The sequence below is a fragment of the Sphingomonas crusticola genome, assembly GCF_003391115.1.
Lineage (GTDB): Bacteria > Pseudomonadota > Alphaproteobacteria > Sphingomonadales > Sphingomonadaceae > Sphingomonas_I > Sphingomonas_I crusticola.
Map to the genome: position 1 here is coordinate 2,063,091 of NZ_QTJP01000001.1, position 18,682 is coordinate 2,081,772.

The following is an 18,682-nucleotide window of genomic DNA, read 5'->3' on the forward strand; positions in this document are numbered from 1 at the left end:
GTGTGAAGCCTGACGTATTGATCGTGGGCGCCGGCCACAATGGGCTGACCTGTGCTTTCTACCTCGCCAAAGCGGGGCTCAAGGTGCGGATGCTCGAGCGGCGCGGTGTCGTCGGCGGCGCGGCGGTGACGGAGGAGTTTTATCCCGGCTTCCGCAATTCGGTCGCGAGCTACACGGTCAGTCTGCTGCAGCCCAGGGTCATCAACGATATGGCGCTGCACCAACGTGGCTTGCGTATCCTCGACCGGCCCTTCTCCAATTTCCTGCCGCAGCCCGACGGGCGGTACCTGCTGGTGGGCGGCGGGCTTGAGAAGACCCAGGCCGAATTCGCCAAATTCTCAGAAGCCGATGCGCGCGCGCTGCCGGCTTATTATGCGATGCTCGACGGCGTCGCCGACGTGCTGCGCGACCTTGCGCTCCAGATTCCGCCCAATGCCGGCGGCGGCCCCGCGGCCTTGTTGGCCGCCGCCAAGCAGGGCGGGCGGCTGGCGCGCATGCCGATCGAGAAGCAGCGCGACGTGCTCGACCTCTTCACCAAGTCTGCACGCGCTTTCCTCGATGGCTGGTTCGAAAGCGACGCGGTCAAGGCGGGTTTCGGTTTCGATGCGGTCGTCGGCAATTATGCCAGCCCCGACACGCCGGGCTCAGCGTACGTCCTGCTCCACCACGTCTTTGGCGAGGTCAACGGCGTCAAGGGGGCATGGGGCCATGCGGTCGGGGGCATGGGCGCGATCACGCAAGCGATGCGCCAGGCGTGCGAGGAACAGGGGGTCGAAATCCTTACCGGCGCGCCGGTGGCGCGCGTGCTGGTCGAGCAGGGCAAGGCAGTCGGTGCGCGGCTCGAGTATGGCAGCGAACATCGCGCTGCAATCGTCGCCGCAAATGTCGGGCCGCGCCTGCTTTACGACCGGCTGATCGACCCGGCGGACCTCGATCCCGATTTCGCACGGCGGGTAAAGGGCTTCAAGGTGGGCTCGGGCACATTTCGCATGAACGTCGCGCTGAGCGAATTGCCGCGCTTTACCGCCAAGCCGGAGCCGGGAGATCATCTCAAGTCCGGCATCATCCTCGCGCCGACGCTGGATTATATGGATCGCGCCTTCACCGATGCGCGCGCCACCGGCATGTCGAAGGCGCCGATCGTGGAGATGCTTATCCCGTCGACCGTCGACGACAGCCTCGCACCCAAGGGTCAGCATGTCGCCAGCCTGTTCTGCCAGCAGTTTGCGCCGGTCCTGCCCGACGGCCGCTCCTGGGACGACGAGCGCGAAGCCGCCGCCAATCTGATCATCGCCACGGTCGAGCAATGGGCGCCGGGTTTCACCAACAGCGTGCTCGGCCGGCAGATATTGTCGCCGCTCGATCTGGAGCGGACCTTTGGGCTCATGGGCGGCGACATCATGCACGGCGCGATGTCGCTCGATCAATTGTGGTCGGCGCGGCCCATTCTCGGCAACGCCGCCTATCGCGGGCCGATCGCCGGGCTCTACATGTGCGGTGCAGGCACGCACCCCGGCGGCGGCGTCACCGGCGCGCCGGGGCATAATGCTGCCAAGGCGATCCTGCAGGATCGATCAATTCTGGGGCGGATGTTCAGGCGGGCTTGAGCTCCCGCAACCGTCATGCCGGACTTGTTCCGGCACCCACCCGCCCACGAGCGATACGCTTGCTGCGTGGTGTACCCCGGAACAAATCCGGGGTGACGATTGAGAGCCTAGCTCAGGCTTCGATGAAGGCCAGCAGATCCGGATTAATCACGTCGGCATGGGTGGTCGCCATGCCGTGCGGGAAGCCCTCATAGGTCTTGAGCGTGCCGTGCTTGAGCAGGTTGATCCCGATCAAAGCAGCGTCCGCGATCGGCACGATCTGGTCATCGGTGCCATGCATCAACAAGACCGGCACGTCGACCGATTTCAGATCCTCGGTGAAGTCGGTCTCGGAGAAGGCTTTCACGCAATCGACATGCGCCTTGATCCCGCCCATCATTCCTTGGCGCCACCAATTGTCGATCACGCCCTGGACGATCTTCGCGCCCGGCCGGTTGAAGCTGTAGAAAGGCCCGGTCGGCAGATCGATATAAAATTGCGCGTGGTTGAAGGCGGTCTGCTGGCGGATGTCGTCGAACACCTCGATCGGGGTGCCGCCGGGGTTGCTGTCCGACTTGACCATGATTGGCGGGACCGCACCGATCAGCACCGCCTTGGCGACGCGCCCCGGCTTGGCGCGCGCGACATAATGGATGCACTCGCCGCCGCCGGTCGAATGGCCGACATGGATTGCGCCTTTCAAGTCGAGATGGTCGGTGACCACCGCGACGTCGGCGGCATAGGTATCCATTTCGTTGCCAGTGTCGGTCTGGGTCGAGCGGCCGTGCCCGCGGCGATCATAGGCGATCACGCGATAGCCCTTGCCGAGGAAATACATCATCTGGATGTCCCAGTCGTCCGCGCTCAGCGGCCAACCGTGATGGAAGAAGATCGGCGTGGCGTCCTTGGGACCCCAATCCTTGTAGAATAATTCGGTCCCGTCGGCGGTGGTGACGAAAGGCATGGCGAATCTCCTGGGCTGTGGCTCATTGCGATGGCGCAACAATGCGACTCCGGCGTGAATCGGCCAAGTGCGGAAAGGGCAATGGTGGGTTGCATTTTAGTCCATATCGCGCCGGACATTCGCCGCCGTCGCTGCGTTGTGGCGACATTCCATTCCTGAGGAACGATCATGAGCGACACGCCCGTCTGGTTCATTTCCGGCTGTTCGACCGGCTTCGGCAATGCGCTTGCCAAATTGGTGCTCGACCGTGGCTGGGGCGCGGTCGTCACCGCGCGCGATGCCAGCCGGGTCGCGCAACTGGCCGAGCCCTATGGCGATCGTGCGCTGGCGCTGGCCCTCGACGTCGCCGATCAGGGGCAGATCGACGCTGTCGTCGCGGCAGCGACGGAGCGCTTCGGGCGCGTGGACGTGCTCGTCAACAATGCCGGCTACGGTTACCAATCCAGCATCGAAGAGGGCGAAGAGGCGGAGATACGCGCGCAGTTCGACGTCAACGTGTTCGGCCTGTTCGCATTGACGCGTGCGGTGTTGCCGCTGATGCGTCGCCAGCATCGCGGCCATATCCTCAACATCACCTCGGTCGCCGGGCTCGTCGGCTTCCCCAGCTCGGGCTATTACGCGGCCTCCAAGCACGCGGTCGAAGGCTGGTCCGATGCGCTACGCGCGGAAGCGGCACCGCTCGGTATCAAGGTTATCTGCGTCGAGCCGGGGCCCTTCCGCACCGATTGGGCCGGCCGTTCGCTCCGCCAGACGCCCAACCGCATCGCCGATTATGCCGAAACCGCCGGCAAGAGGCTGGAAGGGACCAGGGCCGTCAGCGGCACGCAGGCGGGCGATCCGGTGCGGGCCGGCGAAGCGATGATCGCGCTGACCGAGATGGCCGATCCGCCGAGCAATGTCGTGCTCGGCGCCTGGGGCTATGATGCGGTCACCAAGGCGCTGCGCGAACGGCTCGCCACGATCGAAAGCCAGCGGGATCTTGCACTCGGGACCGATTATCCTGAAGGCGAGTTGGCGGCCGGTTAACGGCTGGACCGAGATTGCTTTATGAGCGTCATCGCGAGCGCAGCGAAGCAACCCAGGCCGCAACCAAGGAAAAGGCTCACAACAAAACGCCCGGAGGTTTCCCCCCGGGCGTCTCGCTCGCTCGATCTGACAGGATCAGGCCGAATAATACATATCGAACTCGACCGGCGCCGGGGTCATCTCCCAGCGGGCGACTTCCGGCCACTTGAGCTCCATATAGCTTTCGATCTGGTCCTCGGTGAACACGCCGCCCTTGAGAAGGAAGGCGTGGTCGGCGGCCAGGCTGTCGAGCGCCTCGCGCAGCGACGCGCACACGGTCGGCACCAGGCTCAACTCCTCCGGCGGCAGGTCATAGAGGTTCTTGTCCATCGCCTCGCCGGGGTGGATCTTGTTCTCGATCCCATCGAGACCGGCCATAAGTAGCGCGGCATAGCAATAATAAGGGTTCGCCATCGCGTCGGGGAAGCGGAACTCGACGCGCTTGGCCTTGGCGCCCGCGCCGTACGGGATGCGACACGAGGCGGAGCGGTTGCGCGACGAATAGGCCAGCAGCACCGGCGCCTCGTAACCCGGCACCAGGCGCTTGTAGCTGTTGGTGGTCGGGTTGGTGAAGGCATTCAGCGCCTTGGCATGCTTGATCACGCCGCCGATGAAATACAGGCACATGTCGGACAGGCCGGCATAGCCGTTACCGGCGAACAACGGCGTGCCGCCGTCCCAGATCGACATGTGGGTGTGCATGCCCGAGCCATTATCCTTGGCGATCGGCTTCGGCATGAAGGTGACGGTCTTGCCGTAGGCCTGCGCCACCTGCCACACGACATACTTATAGATCTGCATGCGGTCGGCGGTGGTTACGAGCGTGCCGAAGGTCAGGCCGAGCTCGTGCTGGGCGGCGGCCACCTCGTGATGGTGCTTGTCGCACGGCAGGCCCATTTCCAGCATGGTCGAGACCATCTCGCCGCGGATGTCGACCGCGCTGTCGACCGGCGCGACCGGGAAATAGCCGCCCTTGGCGCGCGGCCGGTGGGCGAGGTTGCCCTGCTCATATTCCTTGCCGGTGTTGGTCGGCAGCTCGACATCGTCGATCTTGTAATAGCTCTCATTGTAGGTGGTATCGAACTGCACATTGTCGAACATGAAGAACTCGGCCTCAGGGCCGACATAGACCGTGTCGCCGATACCCAGCGTCTTCAGATAGGCCTCGGCGCGCTTGGCGGTGGAACGCGGATCGCGGCTGTAAAGATCGCCGGTCGAAGGCTCGACGATGTCGCACACCAGGATCAGCATCGGGGTGGCCGAGAAGGGATCGATCCACACCGCGTCCAGATCGGGCTTCAGGATCATGTCGGATTCGTTGATCGTCTTCCAGCCCTCGATCGAGCTGCCGTCGAACATGAAGCCGTCGTTGAGCTCGTCGTCACCGACAACACTCGCGACCATCGTCAGATGCTGCCACTTGCCCTTGGGATCGGTGAAACGAAGATCGACCCACTCGATCTCCTTGTCCTTGATCATCTTGAGAACGTCGGACGCCTTGTTCGCCATGTCTGTCTTCCCCGTGTCGTCGCCGCAGCGACTTCTTTAAGCCGTCACCCCAGCGGAGGCTGGGGTCTTCTGTGAATTGCCCATTCGGCTTGACGCCCACCTCCCGCGATCCTGACTTTCGTCAGGATAACGAGGCGTGCGTCGTCAGACCGCGTCGGCGTCCCTCTCTCCGGTCCGGATGCGGACCGCCGTATCGATGGTGGTAACGAAAATCTTGCCGTCGCCGATACGTCCCGTCTGGGCCGCATTTTGGATCGCCTCGACCACGCGTTCGGCGAGCGCGTCGTCGACAACGACCTCCAGCTTTACCTTCGGCAGGAAGTCGACGACATATTCGGCGCCGCGATAGAGTTCGGTATGGCCCTTCTGGCGGCCGAAACCGCGCGCTTCGGTTACGGTGATGCCGGACACGCCCACCTCGTGCAGCGCCTCCTTCACCTCATCGAGCTTGAACGGCTTGATGATCGCCTCGATCTTCTTCACGTCAACGCTCCCCGTCCCGGTGGCTGTCGCTTTCAATAAGCGTGCCACCCAAGCGCACGCAAGGCGCGGCGCGAAATCAATGCTGCAACGCCGAAACTTTGCCCGTAAACCCGGCAAGCGCGCGGTAATCTGCCCTTTTTTCCAGCAGTGGCTGCCGGCGCAACAGGACCTGCTTAGCCGCGCCCCGAATCGCGGTTGTGCCTCACGCCCAATCGAACTTTGTGGCGTTTGATACGTTAGGGCACGGTGAGCATCGAATCCGAACGGATCATCTTGCAGCTTTCGGCTGAGCGTGCGGAGGCGCGCCTCGAACAATTCGCTGCCGCCGCGCGGCTGGCCCAGCAGTTGGCGAGCCTGCCACTCCACCAGCGCAGGCCGCACCGTTTCGCGGCCAATTTGCCTAATTGACGGTTGCCCGCCGTCGCGGCGCTGGCGGCCCTAGTCTAACGCGGGAGGATCGGCGGGACCCGGCTAGCCACCAACTCCTTAGTCGCCCGCTCGATCGACCATAACGTGCGCGGCCGCTGGCGATCCCAGTCGATCGCCTGGCCGCCGGTAGGCATGGCGATCACTGCCACCAGCTCGAGCACCCCGCCTTCGTCCGGAACGCGCAGCGCATAGACTTCCGCGCGATCGTGGCCGGTGACGTATAGCAGGCCGTCTTTGCCCCACGCGCCGCCCGACGCGCTTTTTGGCGCCATCCGCCCCAGCACAGCCTCCGGGAAGGCCCATTGCGCCTGTTCATGCCACTCAGGGTCGTAGCGTACCAACGTCGTAGTGCGGTGGTCGCGGCCCGGCTCACCGCCATGCCCGTCATAATTGGCGAAGCACGCCCACCAGCTGCCCTTGTGGCGTAACACCCAGGTCAGCGAGCCCTGGCCGTGGCCGATATCCTGCGTCCCGAGGTGATGCAGATCGCGCGCGTCGAAGCGCTCGATCATGCTCGCCATCGGCACGTCCGGATAATTGGACGCGGCGCAGATAAGGGTCGCATGCTCGACCGTGCAGCTGTTGATATGGCGGAAATGCGCCGGATCGCCCGTCCATCGCGCCACCTGCCGGCCGGTCCGGGCGTCGATCTTGGCGATGGTGTGGTTGTCGATCGCATAGACGTGGCGGCCGTCCGACGCGACGCCCTGATCCGCATCGGCCGCGGCGATCCGGCGCAGCTCCTGCGCCTGCAGCGCCATCGCGGCGGCGAGGATGACCGGCATGGCGAGCATCAGAATTTGACCGATACGCCGCCATAGAAGGTTCGGCCATAACGTTCGTTCTGGATCAGCCAATCGGGATTGCCCGCTTGATATTGGCGGGTCGGCTCGTCGGTCAGATTCTGCGCCTCGAAGAAGATCTGCACGTTGCGCAGCAGGGCCACGCTCGCCTTGGCGTCGAGCCGGCGCAGATCGTCATTGTACTGATCGTTATAGGAAGGCGTGCCGATCGCCAGCAACGCATGGCCGGTATTGTGATAGGCGATCGACGCCTCGACGGGGCCCTTCTGGTAGAATAATTCGGCGCCGTACAGATATTTGGACTGGTTGGGGAAGGTGGAGCTGCGCCCGTCGGGCAGGGTCAGCGTCGACTCGGTCAGCGTGCCGGTCAGCTGGATGCCGAAGCCCGACAGCAGGCCCGGCAGGAAATTGAACTGCTGCTGATATTGCGCCTCGATTCCGGCAATGTCGCCCCTGTCGGCATTGAGCGGCTGCGTGATCGCGAGCGTGGCATAGGATACGCCCTGATAAACGGTGTTGCGCAACACGGTGGTGGCGCTGAAGATCGGATTGGCGACCTTCTTGTAGAACACGCCCGCGCTGAGCACCGCGCCGCGCGCGAAATACCATTCGGCGGTCGCGTCGTAATTGTCGGCGCGATAGGGCTTGAGGTCGACATTGCCGAGCGAAACCGCGCCGTTGACCGTGTCGATCGATCCTCCGGGCGACAAATTGCTATATTCCGGCCGGCCCAGGCTGCGCGAATAAGCCAGCCGGAAGACGGTATTGCCCGACGGACGGACGTTCACCAGCAGCGACGGCAGCCAGTCGCCATAGCGGTTGGTGCGCGCCGCCGGCGTCACGCTGGTGCCGGTCAGCTGGAAGCCGGTCACGTCCAGCTTGGTATGTTCGTAGCGCACGCCCGGCGTCACCGTCAGCGCACCGAAGCGCAGGATCGCCATCGCATAGGCCGCGCCGACATCCTCGGTCAGCTTGAAATCGGCGGTGGTGTTGGCGAGCAATGTTGCCGCCGGGTCGATCGGCATTAGCGGCCCGCCGAGATTGGTGGCGGTGAAGGCCTGCAGCGCCGGGATATTGAAGGTCGGGCTGTTATTATAGCATTGGCTGGTGTCGGCGCTGTTCGGCTGCACGCAGATGCCGGGCCCGCCGAGACCATATTGGCCGAGCGTGAAGCGATTGGCCGTGGGCGTCGCGCGCACATAGGTCGGGTTGTCCTGGTCGAAATCGCGGTCGGTATTGCGATATTTCGCCCCGAACTGCAGCAGGCTGCCCCCGCCCAGATCATATTTGGCGTCGATCTTGCTCTGCCAGATCTTCTCGGTGTTGAGCTGGTGGAACTTCGTATACTGCCGGAACTGCATCTGGTCGGCGGTGCATTCGGTCACCGGCGCGGCGGAATAGACCTTGTCGCTGAAATCGAAATTGACCGGCCCGGTATTGCAGCGGAACTGCCAGATCGGGTAGCGGTCGAGCGTCTGGTTACGGCTGTAGGCGCCCTCATAATCCAGCTTGAGCGCACCCAGCTCGGTCGATCCGCCGGCCATGCCGGTCGCCAGATATTTGGACTTATAATCCAGCCGCAAATCCTCGCGCCGCTCCGGGCCGGTGCCGGGCGTTCCGGTCTGCGAGCTCGGCGTGCCCGCCACCGTGCCGGTCAAGCCATTGGCGTTGAGCACGAATGCCGGCGTGCCGGCCAGCGCGGCGGTCGCGAAATCCAGCCGGTAGCGCGGGCGGACCTCGTCCTCGGTGAATTTGGAATAGACGCCGCGCACGAAGAAGCTCTGCGTATCGCTCGGATGCCAATCGAACGATCCGGTCGCGCCGATCCGCTTCCGGTCGAGCGAATATTCGGTATATTTGACATTGTCGGGCACGCCGCCGCGCGCGAAGCGCGCGTCGGGCCGCCAATTGTCCGGATAGAAGCCCTCGCTCACGAAATCGCGGTTGGAGTAGCTCGCGCCGAGCGTCACGCCGAACTGCTCGTCCGCGCCGAAGCGCTTGGCGACACTGACGTCGCCCTGCACCGGCACCTTGTCGTTCAGCTGCTGCTTGCCGGCCTTGCCGCTGGCGGCGAGCGAGAAGCTTTCCTTGAAGTCGAACGCGGTCTGCGTGACCAGATTGACCACGCCGCCAATGCCCTGGCCGTCCATATCGGCGGTCTTGACCTTGGCGATCTCGACCCGGTTGAGCAATTGGCCGGAGACGATATCGAGCGGCAGCGAACGCGTCGCCCCGTCCGGGTTGCCGATCTCCAGCCCGTTCAACGTGTAATTGTTGAGATAGGATGGCACGCCGCGGATCGAGACGTAACGGCCCTCGCCCTGGTCGTAGGTCACGCCGACGCCGGGCAGATGCTCGATCACCTCAGCGACATTGCGGTCGGGGAGGCGCCCGATCTCGTCGGCCGCTGCGACGTCCAGCACGCCCAACGCGTCCCGCTTGGCGGTGATCGCGCGCTGCTGGCTGGCGCGCTGCCCGGTGATGACGACCTCTTCGCCGGGCGCCGGATCGTCGGCAGCGACCTGAGCATGAGCGGCGGAAGCCAGGGCCGCGAGAGCTACGGCGGCAAGCAAGCGAATACGCATGGTGGAATGCCCCTTTGCCGACGCGCTAGCGCGGGAATGTGACACTTGTGTTCGCGGTTCGTGACGCTTCCGCGACAGGCAATGCAACAGTTCGGCCGCCGCTATGACCGCGCATAGAGATAAGCCGCAATGTCGCGGGCGGCGGCATCGGTCACGCCCATTTCCGGCATCCCGCTTCCCGGCCGCAACGCCTGGGGATGCTGTAGCCAAAGGATCATTGTCTTCGGATCGTTGGGCAGCGATCCGGCGATCGTGGTGCGCTTGGAAATTCCGGAGAGGTCGGGCCCGACCTTGCCATTGGCTCCGGTGATACCCGGAATGATATGGCAGCTTCCGCAGCCATAACCGGCCATCAACGCGGGGCCGTTCGCAACCTTGCCGCCGGTGATCGCTTCGGCCCGCGCCTGGGTTTGTCCGCGATTTTGCAGATAGAGGGTAACACCCCCGATCCCGGCGGCGGCGATCGCCAGCAGCACGAGCGCGGCAAGAAACATCAGGGTGGAGGGGACGTGGCGCTTACGCATAAGCCGGCCTCAGCAAGCGCCGGACGACCAGCAAAGCGGCGCCCGCATGGATGAGGCCGCCCGGCACCCACATCAATAGGCCGGCAAATTGCTGGTCTTCGGCGGGCGACAGGCCGAACGGCGCAATCCCCAGTCGGGCATAGCCAGCATACCAGGGGCTGGTCGCGAACGCCATCAGCGCACCGAGCGCACCGGAGATGATGGAGGTGGCGATCAGGCACAGTGCGGCAATGCCGGGCGCGGTCCGCCGGCTCAGCATCGCCGTCCAGAATAGGAGCGCGCTGATCAGGAAGGACAGATGCTGCGCCGCATGCCAACCCTCGCTGGCAAGCGCGAGGTCGAATAAGGCGGGCGCGTGCCATAACCACAAGGCGGCGGCCTGGAGCAAAGTCGCCGTGACCGGGCCGGTGAGGAAATGCCATGCGCTTTCGACCGGGCGGGCATTGGCGAGCAGGCCGATGCGGCGCCGGTCGCCCGGCGAGAACGCCCAGATCATCACCGCGAGCGGCTCCGCAAGCACCAGCAGCGGCGCGGCCAGCAGCATGATCAGCTCATGTTCGAACATGTGCGCCGCGAAAGAGCGTTCGCCGGCCTGGTGCAATGGCGAGATTAGCGCGATGGCAAGAACAAGCCACCCGCCGGCGAACAGCCGGGCGCGCGCCACCAGGCGGTAGGCGCCGAGCGACGAACGCGCATGAAGCCGCCGCCAGCCAAACGCGAACAGCGTTGCCGCAATCGCCAGCGGCACGATTATCCAGGGGTCCCACGTCCAGCCGGGTGTCTCGAAATGGGCGGCGCCCGTGTCGTGTGCCCAGGCCGGCATTGCCCACAGCCCGGCGAGCGGTGCTAGCTGCCTTCTCAGCGCAGGCATGGCGGCACCATCAGCAAAGCGAGCAGCTGAAAGGCGATGGCGAGCGCGAAGAAGCCCGCGACCACCAATGCCAGCCGCGCCAGCCACGGATGGACCAGCACGCCCTCATGTGCGTGCAACGGCCAGGCGATCCGGAAGGCGACGGCGCAAACGGCCAGGCTGGCCACACCCCAGGCGATGCCGACGCCGGCCCGCGTGCAATCGGCGTGCAACAAGGCGGACAAGCCCTGCTCGAACAGGAACCACGTCACCGGCGGCAGCAGGAGCGCGGTCCAGGCGCGGGCGCGAATGCTCATATCGCCCTCGGCGCCCAATAGATGAGCGTATAGATAGGCAGCCAGGTGAGGACGACGAACGTCCAGTAATTGCAATTGTCCTCGACGTCGCAAAACTGGTCGTCGCCGATGCGGTGGGTGAACAGCCAGGCGGTCTGGACGAGGCATTCGCCCAACTCCGTCACGATATGCGTGGTGTGGAGCACCAGTAGCAGCCACACGACCGATCCGTAGGCATCCTGATGCCAGCTCACACCGAGATGCGCGAATTCGAAGCCGCGCGGGACCAGTAGCGCTAGGCCGAACAAGGACATGACGAGCGTGCCCCAGCGAACGCCGTTGGCATCGTGGGCGCGGGCGCGGCGCAGCACCCATATTGCCACGACTTCGCTCACCAGCAGCAATGCGGTGAAGATGCCGCTCCACAATAAGCCCGGCAGCTGATCGCCCTTGGGCGGCCACGCCGCCGCCTGGGTCATCAGGTAAAGATATGCCGCCGCCGCCAGCGCGAACCCGGTTCCCTCGATTACCATGAAGCCGATATTGCCCCACCACACCAGATGGCGCGGACCGCTGGCGCTAGTCGGCAGATCGGCCACATTGCCGACGATCTCGATCTCGCGCGGGCTGTTCACGATCGCACACCCAGTGGCCCGGTCGTCGCGCGCCCCCGCTGCGGCCAGAACCAGCCGGTCAGTGCGACGCCAATCAACGCCGTGCCGATGGGAACTGCCCATGCGGTGAAAATGCTGGCGATGAACATGACGCTGACGGCCAGCGCCGCGATGACCGGCCAGATCGAAGGCCCGCTGCTCTTGTGGCGGTAGATGGGGGCGCTATCGGTCACCGATGTGATCAGCACTTCACGATGATCGTTCGCCAGGCCCTGCATTACGGGAAGCCGGGGCTCGTCGTCCCATAGCGGCGCCGCGCTGTGGACGACCGGTATATAATCCATATTCCAGGGCGGCGGCGGGGAGCCGGTTGCCCATTCCAGCGTCGATCCCTGCCATGGATCCGGCCCGGACGGCGCACCCCGCCAATAGCTGATGATCGCATTGGCGACGAAGACCAGCCCTCCCAATACGGATATGACGCTGCCGGCGGTGGCGATCTGGTTGAGCAGGTCCCAGCCCATGCCCGCCGGATAGGTATAGACCCGGCGTGGCATGCCGAGCAGCCCGAGCAGGTGCATCGGAAAGAAGCCGAGGTTGAAGCCGCCGACGATCGCGGCCAGCGCGACCTTGCCCCAGCGCTCCGACATCAGCCGGCCGGTCGCCTTAGGATACCAATAACAGAAGGCCCCGAAGAGCGGGAACAGAGCGCCGCCGACGAGCACGTAATGGAAATGCGCGACGATGAAATAGGTGTCGGTCAGCTGCAGGTTGAGCGCCGCAGAGGCGGTCATCACGCCCGACAGCCCCCCGATGACGAAGGTCGCGAAGAAGGCCAGCATCCACAGCATCGGCGTGTCGAGGCGCGGCCGCCCGCTCCAGATCGTCGCGATCCAGCAGAAGATCTGCAAGCCGGCCGGAAGCGCGATCGCCATGCTCGCCGCGGTGTAGAAATCGTTGCCGAGCCGCGGCAGCCCGACGGCGAACATGTGATGCACCCACAGGCCGAAGGCGAGCGCGCCGATCGAAATGATCGAAAGGACGATCACGCTGTGGCCGAACAGGCGGTGGCGCGAAAAGGTCTCGACGATGGCGGAGACGAAGCCGGTGGCGGGAATGAAGATGATGTAGACTTCGGGATGGCCGAAGAACCAGAAGAGATGCTGGAACAGCACGACGTCGCCGCCCGCCGCCGCCGAGAAGAAATGGGTGGAAACCAGCCGGTCCGAGATCAGCATGCTGGTCACCAGCATGATCGCCGGCATCGACAGGATCGTCATGATTGATGCGATCAGCATCGCCCACAGGAACACCGGCATGCGCGCGAGCGTCATGCCTGGCGGGCGCATCTTGAGGATGGTCACCGTGACGTTGACCGACGCGCACAAGGCGGCGACTTCGGTGAAGGTGATCATCTGTGCCCAGATGTCGGCGCGGTGGCCGGGAGAATAGTTCGGCCCCGCCAGCGGCGGATATTCGAACCAGCCGAGATCGGGCGTGATGTCCATCGCGTGCGCGATCCACAGGGTCAGCACGCCGCCCAGATACAGCCAGAAGCTGAACGCGCCGAGGCGCGGGAACGCCATGTTGCGCGCGCCCAGCATCAGCGGCACGAGCCACATCGCCATCGCCTCCATGATCGGCACGGAGACGAGGAACAGCATCGTCGAACCATGTAGCGAGAAGCTCTCATTATAGAGCTGCGGGCTCATCCGGGTATTTTCGGGCACCGACAGCTGCCAGCGCATGTCGAGCGCCAGCATGCCGGCGAGGAACAGCAGCAGCAGCGCGGTCACGATGTAGCGCGCGGCGATCCGCTTGTGATCAACCGTGACCAGGAACCCCCACAGTCCCGGCGGGTCGCGCCAGGTCGCGGCGAGCTGATCGTGCTGGCCCTGATCGGGCGTCACCGCCGCGTCGCCAGATAATGCGCGATCGCATTCGCGTCGGCTGGATTGAGCGGGATGGTGGGCATCATGGTGCCGGGCTTCAGCGCCTGCGGTTGCGTGATCCATCCCTGCAGATTGCCCCGCGTCATCGGCAATGTGCCTGCCGCGATCGAGCGGCGCGCGGCGAGATGGGTCAAATCGGGGCCTGCCCGGCCGGCGGCAGCGCTTCCGTGTACGACATGGCAGGCCGCGCAGGGGCCGGCGAACGCAGCGGCGCCGCGTTGCGCGACCGGGTCGGACGGCGCGGCCGCCGGAAGCGCCTGCGCCGCCAGCCAGGCGTCGAACGCAGCCGGTGGTTCGACCTTGACGTCGAACGCCATGTGCGCGTGCTGGGCACCGCAATATTCGCTGCATTGCCCACGGAACCAGCCGAGCTGGCGCGGCGTGAGATCGATCAGGTTGCGCCGGCCCGGAATCATATCCAGCTTGCCCGCGACATTGGGTACCCAGAAGCTGTGGATCACGTCGGCCGAGCCGAGCGACACGCGCGTCGTGCGGCCCTGCGGCAAGTGCAATTCGTTGGCCGTCTCAATCCAGCGGCCGGTTGCGGCATCGCGATATTCGATCCGCCACCAATATTGATGGCCGGTCACGCGTACCTTCATCGCGTCGCGGCCGCGCGTCGCGAACACCGCGCGATCTGCAAGGAAGCTGCCTACGATCAGTACGGTCAGCCCGACCAGGATCACCCCGGCAGCGACCCACACACCGCGGTCGAGCGCCGACTGATCGACCGCTGATCCTGTGCGCCTGCGATACAAGCCCCAGCCCAGCCCGGCCAACACCAGCACATAGATTATTCCGCACACGACAATGGACAGCAGCAGCAGGTTGTACAGTGCGACCGCCTGATCGCCGCCGGGCGACAAGGGCGACTGATTGCCGCCGCACCCAGCGAGCATGAGCGGGGCGGACATGGCGATCAGCCGTCTCATTGCGGCCCCTGCCAATTGTCGCCGACCGGCTCCGCCCGCTGGTCCAGCGCTACGCGCCGCCGCTTCTCCGGAGTATGACTGGACAGGTCACGCACGTAAGCGGTGATCTGCCACAGCTGCTCGACCGGGATGCGCCGGCCGTAATCGAGCCGGCCATGGCGCGCGGTGATCGCATCATAGACATGGGCGAAGCCGAAGCCGTAGCGCCAATCGCTATCGGCCAGGTTCAGCACCTTGTCGGCGCTTTCCGTGTGACAGCGCGAACAGCCGTACCAGGCGAAATAGCGGCCGCCCTGCGACACCTGATTAAGATTGGCCTGATACTGAGCGATGCGCGGGTCATTATCGCCGGCGGGAAGGGTCTGCGGCGGCGTCGGCCCGACTTGGCGAGCCTCATTGCTGCACGCACAAAGTGCGAGTAGCGCGCCGATCGAAGCGATGCGTGCCACCCGCCTCAGCGCCATCACGTTTTGGTACGAGAGCCGCCGCCGAGGAGCTCCCTTTTACGCTCGGCGACAGGGCTGGCAGCTGCCAAGAAGATCTCCTTTGGTTCGGCGCCGCCTCGCATGCGCACGAATTGACGCCGCCTTTTGAGGGTGATGCCAACCGATTTCTTTTACCTATGTTTATTCGACCGTTCCAGCCGACTGTTCCTGGCGCTCCCAGTTAGACGCTTTTTTTCTGGGGCGGCGCTCTTCTCAAATGCGGCAGTCTGGCGATAACCTGCCACCGCACGGATGGACCATCGCAACGCGGCGGAGGGGGGATTGGGCTTCACCAGCTGCGGGTTTGCGATCGTCATGCTGCTGGCCGCTGGCACCGCCCCGACCGCGGACACGGCGCGCGTGCCCGATCAAACGGAGCCATCGCCCTCTGCTGAGGTGGTCGTGACCGGCCGCCGCGGATCGGCCGTGACTGACATCGCCCCCCTGGCCACGCTCGACGCAGATACGATCGCGGCCACCGGTGCCAGCAGCATGGCCGAGCTGTTGCGCGCGATCCGCTCCGTAACCACAGCCGCCGACGGCTCGCCCCCCATCTATCTGCTCAATGGGCAGCGGGTTTCGGGCTATGACGAGATTGGCACCTTGCCGCCGGAGGCGCTTGAAAAAACCGAGGTGCTGCCCGAGCCGGCAGCGCTCAAGTTCGGCTATCCCCCAACGCGGCGCGTCGTTAATTTCATCACCAAGCGCCGTTTCCGGACGATCGAGACGAGTCTGTCGGCCGGTGCATCCACCGATGGCGGGGCCGGCAACGCGACTGTTCATGGGGCGCTGACGCGGTTGCGCAACAAGAGCCGGCTGACCTTGTCGACTGATTATAGCCACACCGATGGTCTGCGTGCCTCGCAGCGGCCGATCGTCGCCGATCCCGAAGTACCGTTCGATGCGATCGGCAATGTGGGCGGGATCGGCGGCGGCGAGATCGACCCGCTCCTTACGGGGTTGGCCGGTACCGTCGTCACCAGGGCGCCGGTGCCGGGTGCGGTCGCGCAACGGTCCGATCTGGCGGCTTATGCCGCCGGCGCGGGCACGCTGCGGCCGTTCGAACCGGGCCGGCTGCGCTCGCTGACCGCGACCAACGACACGCTTAAGGGGAACGCCATTCTGTCTGGTCCGATCAGCAGATCGGTCGCCGGAACGATCAGTCTTTCGGCCGAACGCAGCATCGAACGTGGCCTCGCCGGTCCGGCGCGGGCGGTGCTTACCATACCGGGTGGCAACCCCTTCTCGCCGTTCGATCGCGACGTGCTGCTTTACCGCTCGCTGACCGAGGCCGACCCGCTGCGGCAGCATCAGGTCAAGACCACGCTGCACGCCGGGGGGACATTGCGCGGCGCCATAAGGGGCTGGCAGTGGGACGTAACCGGCGCCTACGACCAGCAGGAAGCCAATGCGCGCAACGGCCGTTCGGTCGATCTTGCCGCCGCCAATGCCGCGATCGCCGCCGGGGCCAATCCGTTCCTGCCGCTGGACCCGTCCCTGCTCGGCGCCCGCCTCATCGATCGGCTGCACAGTCTGGTGACCACCGCCAACAGCAAGGCGGTCGTCACCGGTTCTCCCCTGCTGCTGCCGGCGGGGAAGGCGACGCTGACCGCGAGCGCGGAAGCGGAGCGGGCGACCGCCGACGCCACCACCCGCGGCTCGGATCCCTACCGTGCAAGCCTCGGCCGGAACCGCGCCGAAGGCAGCCTCGCCATCGATCTGCCGATCACCAGCAAGCAGGCCGGAATCTTGCCGTTCGTCGGAGATTTGTCGATCAACGCCTCGGCCAATGCACGGGCAGTGACCGGCTATGGCACGCTCCATGATACCACCTACGGAGCCAGCTGGAGCCCGCTTGCGGGCGTGCAATTGCTGGCGACGGCCAAGCAAAGCCAGGCCGCGCCCGACATGGCCGCGCGCTCCAACCCGGTCACGCGCGGCGACAATGCCAGCATACTCGACTACGCGACCGGGCGGACGCTGATCGCGACCATCGTCAGCGGCGGCAATCCGGACTTGGCGCCGGAGCGGCGTAGGGTTCGTTCGCTCGCGCTCACCATAAAGCCGTTCGCGAAAAGCGAGCTGCGTCTCAGCGCCACGTTCGAAGCGACGCGCGTGCGCGACGCCGTCGCGACTGTCTATGCCCTCACGCCGTTCACCCGCGCAACGCTCCCCAATCTCTTCGTGACCGACGCCAAGGGGCAGCTCACGGCGGTGATCTTCCGGCCGATCAACATCGATCGCACCTGGACGAAAACCCTCAATCTCCAGCTCAATGCGTCGGGGCAGATCGGGGCGACTCCTCGGCCGCCGAAGGCCGGCGAGGCCAATCCCAAGCCGGTCGAGCGTGCATTCTATTATAGCGGGATCGGTGCCTATCTGACGCTCGAGAACCGCCTCCGCCTCATGCCGGGCACGCCGACGCTGGACATTATAGAGGGCGGCACGATCACCGGCGGCGGTAGTCCCCATGCCGTGATCTACAGCTGGGGCGGGATCGGCTATCGCGGGCTCGGCGCCAAGTTCGATGCGCAGTGGGTCGGCAGCAGCCGGGTGCGCGGCGACGCGCCCGCCGCAGATCTCCGCTTCTTGGCGCAGCCCAATCTTGATGTGGGCATCTACATCTGGCCGCGCATGCTCATTCCGCATGCTCCGGCATGGATGCAGAAGCTGAAGTTCAGCCTCGACGTGGCGGATGCGCTCAACAGCCGCCAGCGCGTTCGCGACGGGAATGGTCGCGTCCCCAGCCGCTTTCAGGCGGCGCTGCTCACGCCGGTCGGCCGCACCCTCAAGTTTACAATACGCAAATTGTTCTAGGTCGCGCCACCTCGTGTCGGCTGGCCCGGGCGATCCTATTTCGCCGTGACTACCAGTTCGATCCGCCGGTTCTTCGCGCGCCCCGCCGGCGTCGCATTGCTAGCGACGGGCTGGGTCAGCCCGCGCCCGTCGGTCGCGATCCGGCGCGGCTCGATGCCGCTGCGCAGCAGCAGCGCCGCCATGCGCTCGACCCGCTCGCGCGACAGCGCCAGATTTTGCTCGGGCGTCCCATCATTGTCGGTATGTCCGATCAGCGTCACCTGGGCATGTGGATAGGCGCGCAGGATCTGCGCGACCGCATACATGGTCCGCAGGGTCGCGGGATTGGGCTTGCTCTGCCACGGCTCGAATTCGATGCCGGTAAAGCGGAATTTCCGCGGCGCCGGCTGGGCTGATTTGAGGAAGGCGGCGAGTTGCTCTTCGGTCGATCCGCGCTCCACCGAAATCGCGCTGTCGGGCAGGAGGATCAGGTGCGCCGTCGGCGAGGGCTGCGCCCATTGCGGCTTCTTGCGATGGAATAGCTGCAGCTTGTGCTTGGCCGCCTGCGGCTTTTGCTCGGCGGCTGCCGGCTGCTCGCGGCATGCGCTCACGCCGGCTACCAAGGCGAATAACATCGCCGCCTGCAATCCGATCCGAAGTCTCATGCCGCCCCGCCCCCGAACCATTCCCGCGGACAATATGGCGAGCGGCCCTGCGGGTGCAATGGGCGGCCACGTTTAGGCGCGCTCGCTCGATCCCGCCACTAGCGGCGCGGCGGCTTATGCGCTTTACAGCGTGCAGGCCCGTGG

At 65.2% G+C, this 18,682-nt stretch carries 17 protein-coding genes; 4 read left to right on the plus strand and 13 right to left on the minus strand.

Annotated elements, in window-relative coordinates:
- The first annotated feature begins 2 nt into the window (after positions 1–2).
- Positions 3–1,607, plus strand: a complete 1,605-nt coding sequence (locus DX905_RS09785) for a phytoene desaturase family protein (RefSeq protein ID WP_116091180.1) — start codon at positions 3–5, stop codon at positions 1,605–1,607.
- A 112-nt stretch (positions 1,608–1,719) separates the two neighbouring features.
- Here the strand turns inward: DX905_RS09785 and DX905_RS09790 are convergent, their stop codons facing one another.
- Positions 1,720–2,550: an alpha/beta fold hydrolase gene (locus DX905_RS09790; RefSeq protein WP_116091181.1), complete on the minus strand. Its 831-nt coding sequence runs from the start codon at positions 2,548–2,550 to the stop codon at positions 1,720–1,722.
- A gap of 168 nt (positions 2,551–2,718) precedes the next feature.
- Between DX905_RS09790 and DX905_RS09795 the strand changes: the two genes are divergently transcribed.
- Positions 2,719–3,576 (plus strand): oxidoreductase, encoded by an 858-nt coding sequence (locus DX905_RS09795; protein WP_116091182.1) that lies wholly within the window; start codon positions 2,719–2,721, stop codon positions 3,574–3,576.
- A 135-nt stretch (positions 3,577–3,711) separates the two neighbouring features.
- On the opposite strand, the gene glnA is transcribed toward DX905_RS09795, so the two are convergent.
- Together glnA and DX905_RS09805 are read right to left on the minus strand one after the other, a co-directional pair.
- Positions 3,712–5,124 carry a type I glutamate--ammonia ligase gene (gene glnA, locus DX905_RS09800; RefSeq protein WP_116091183.1) on the minus strand — a complete coding sequence of 471 codons (1,413 nt, stop codon included), beginning with the start codon at positions 5,122–5,124 and terminating at the stop codon, positions 3,712–3,714.
- Positions 5,125–5,268: 144 nt separating this feature from the next.
- Positions 5,269–5,607, minus strand: coding sequence for a P-II family nitrogen regulator (locus tag DX905_RS09805; RefSeq protein WP_116092465.1), 339 nt, complete (start codon positions 5,605–5,607; stop codon positions 5,269–5,271).
- Positions 5,608–5,853: 246 nt separating this feature from the next.
- Here DX905_RS09805 and DX905_RS16050 point away from each other — a divergent pair, with 246 nt between their 5' ends.
- Entirely contained in the window at positions 5,854–6,015 is a 162-nt protein-coding gene (locus DX905_RS16050; RefSeq protein ID WP_162875545.1) for a hypothetical protein, read from the plus strand.
- Between the two features lie 35 nt (positions 6,016–6,050).
- Here DX905_RS16050 and DX905_RS09810 read toward each other — a convergent pair whose 3' ends face one another.
- From DX905_RS09810 to DX905_RS09850, 9 genes are all read right to left on the minus strand, one after another.
- Positions 6,051–6,821 carry a hypothetical protein gene (locus DX905_RS09810; RefSeq protein ID WP_240320804.1) on the minus strand — a complete coding sequence of 257 codons (771 nt, stop codon included), beginning with the start codon at positions 6,819–6,821 and terminating at the stop codon, positions 6,051–6,053.
- An 8-nt stretch (positions 6,822–6,829) separates the two neighbouring features.
- Positions 6,830–9,424 (minus strand): TonB-dependent receptor, encoded by a 2,595-nt coding sequence (locus tag DX905_RS09815; RefSeq protein WP_116091185.1) that lies wholly within the window; start codon positions 9,422–9,424, stop codon positions 6,830–6,832.
- Positions 9,425–9,525: 101 nt separating this feature from the next.
- On the minus strand, positions 9,526–9,948 hold the full coding sequence (locus DX905_RS09820) for a c-type cytochrome (protein ID WP_240320805.1): 423 nt from the start codon (positions 9,946–9,948) through the stop codon (positions 9,526–9,528).
- Entirely contained in the window at positions 9,941–10,771 is an 831-nt protein-coding gene (locus tag DX905_RS09825) for a cytochrome c oxidase assembly protein (protein WP_162875546.1), read from the minus strand. Before DX905_RS09825 ends, DX905_RS09820 begins: the two co-directional genes overlap by 8 nt.
- A 35-nt stretch (positions 10,772–10,806) precedes the next feature.
- Entirely contained in the window at positions 10,807–11,115 is a 309-nt protein-coding gene (locus DX905_RS09830; RefSeq protein ID WP_162875547.1) for a hypothetical protein, read from the minus strand.
- Positions 11,112–11,729: a cytochrome c oxidase subunit 3 gene (locus DX905_RS09835; RefSeq protein WP_240320806.1), complete on the minus strand. Its 618-nt coding sequence runs from the start codon at positions 11,727–11,729 to the stop codon at positions 11,112–11,114. The genes DX905_RS09830 and DX905_RS09835 overlap by 4 nt, the downstream gene beginning before the upstream one ends.
- Positions 11,726–13,618 (minus strand): cbb3-type cytochrome c oxidase subunit I, encoded by a 1,893-nt coding sequence (locus tag DX905_RS09840; protein WP_116091189.1) that lies wholly within the window; start codon positions 13,616–13,618, stop codon positions 11,726–11,728. Before DX905_RS09840 ends, DX905_RS09835 begins: the two co-directional genes overlap by 4 nt.
- Positions 13,615–14,592 (minus strand): cytochrome c oxidase subunit II, encoded by a 978-nt coding sequence (locus DX905_RS09845; RefSeq protein ID WP_116091190.1) that lies wholly within the window; start codon positions 14,590–14,592, stop codon positions 13,615–13,617. The genes DX905_RS09840 and DX905_RS09845 overlap by 4 nt, the downstream gene beginning before the upstream one ends.
- The gene (locus DX905_RS09850; RefSeq protein WP_162875548.1) at positions 14,589–15,041 is read right to left on the minus strand and encodes a cytochrome c family protein; all 453 of its coding nucleotides are present in this window, start codon (positions 15,039–15,041) and stop codon (positions 14,589–14,591) included. Before DX905_RS09850 ends, DX905_RS09845 begins: the two co-directional genes overlap by 4 nt.
- A gap of 288 nt (positions 15,042–15,329) precedes the next feature.
- Here DX905_RS09850 and DX905_RS09855 point away from each other — a divergent pair, with 288 nt between their 5' ends.
- The gene (locus tag DX905_RS09855) at positions 15,330–17,894 is read left to right on the plus strand and encodes a TonB-dependent receptor (protein WP_116091192.1); all 2,565 of its coding nucleotides are present in this window, start codon (positions 15,330–15,332) and stop codon (positions 17,892–17,894) included.
- Between the two features lie 35 nt (positions 17,895–17,929).
- Here the strand turns inward: DX905_RS09855 and DX905_RS09860 are convergent, their stop codons facing one another.
- Positions 17,930–18,538, minus strand: coding sequence for an OmpA family protein (locus DX905_RS09860; protein ID WP_162875549.1), 609 nt, complete (start codon positions 18,536–18,538; stop codon positions 17,930–17,932).
- Between the last annotated feature and the right edge of the window lie 144 nt (positions 18,539–18,682).

Bases quoted from the DNA above. Each gene is read 5' to 3' on its own strand.
- glnA (WP_116091183.1), bottom strand. From the start codon at position 5,124: ATGGCGAACAAGGCGTCCGACGTTCTCAAGATGATCAAGGACAAGGAG.
- DX905_RS09820 (WP_240320805.1), bottom strand. From the start codon at position 9,948: ATGCGTAAGCGCCACGTCCCCTCCACCCTGATGTTTCTTGCCGCGCTC.
- DX905_RS09830 (WP_162875547.1), bottom strand. From the start codon at position 11,115: ATGAGCATTCGCGCCCGCGCCTGGACCGCGCTCCTGCTGCCGCCGGTG.
- DX905_RS09860 (WP_162875549.1), bottom strand. From the start codon at position 18,538: ATGAGACTTCGGATCGGATTGCAGGCGGCGATGTTATTCGCCTTGGTA.
- DX905_RS09845 (WP_116091190.1), bottom strand. From the start codon at position 14,592: ATGAGACGGCTGATCGCCATGTCCGCCCCGCTCATGCTCGCTGGGTGC.
- DX905_RS09825 (WP_162875546.1), bottom strand. From the start codon at position 10,771: ATGCCGGCCTGGGCACACGACACGGGCGCCGCCCATTTCGAGACACCC.
- DX905_RS09790 (WP_116091181.1), bottom strand. From the start codon at position 2,550: ATGCCTTTCGTCACCACCGCCGACGGGACCGAATTATTCTACAAGGAT.
- DX905_RS09855 (WP_116091192.1), top strand. From the start codon at position 15,330: ATGGACCATCGCAACGCGGCGGAGGGGGGATTGGGCTTCACCAGCTGC.
- DX905_RS09795 (WP_116091182.1), top strand. From the start codon at position 2,719: ATGAGCGACACGCCCGTCTGGTTCATTTCCGGCTGTTCGACCGGCTTC.
- DX905_RS09810 (WP_240320804.1), bottom strand. From the start codon at position 6,821: ATGCCGGTCATCCTCGCCGCCGCGATGGCGCTGCAGGCGCAGGAGCTG.
- DX905_RS09815 (WP_116091185.1), bottom strand. From the start codon at position 9,424: ATGCGTATTCGCTTGCTTGCCGCCGTAGCTCTCGCGGCCCTGGCTTCC.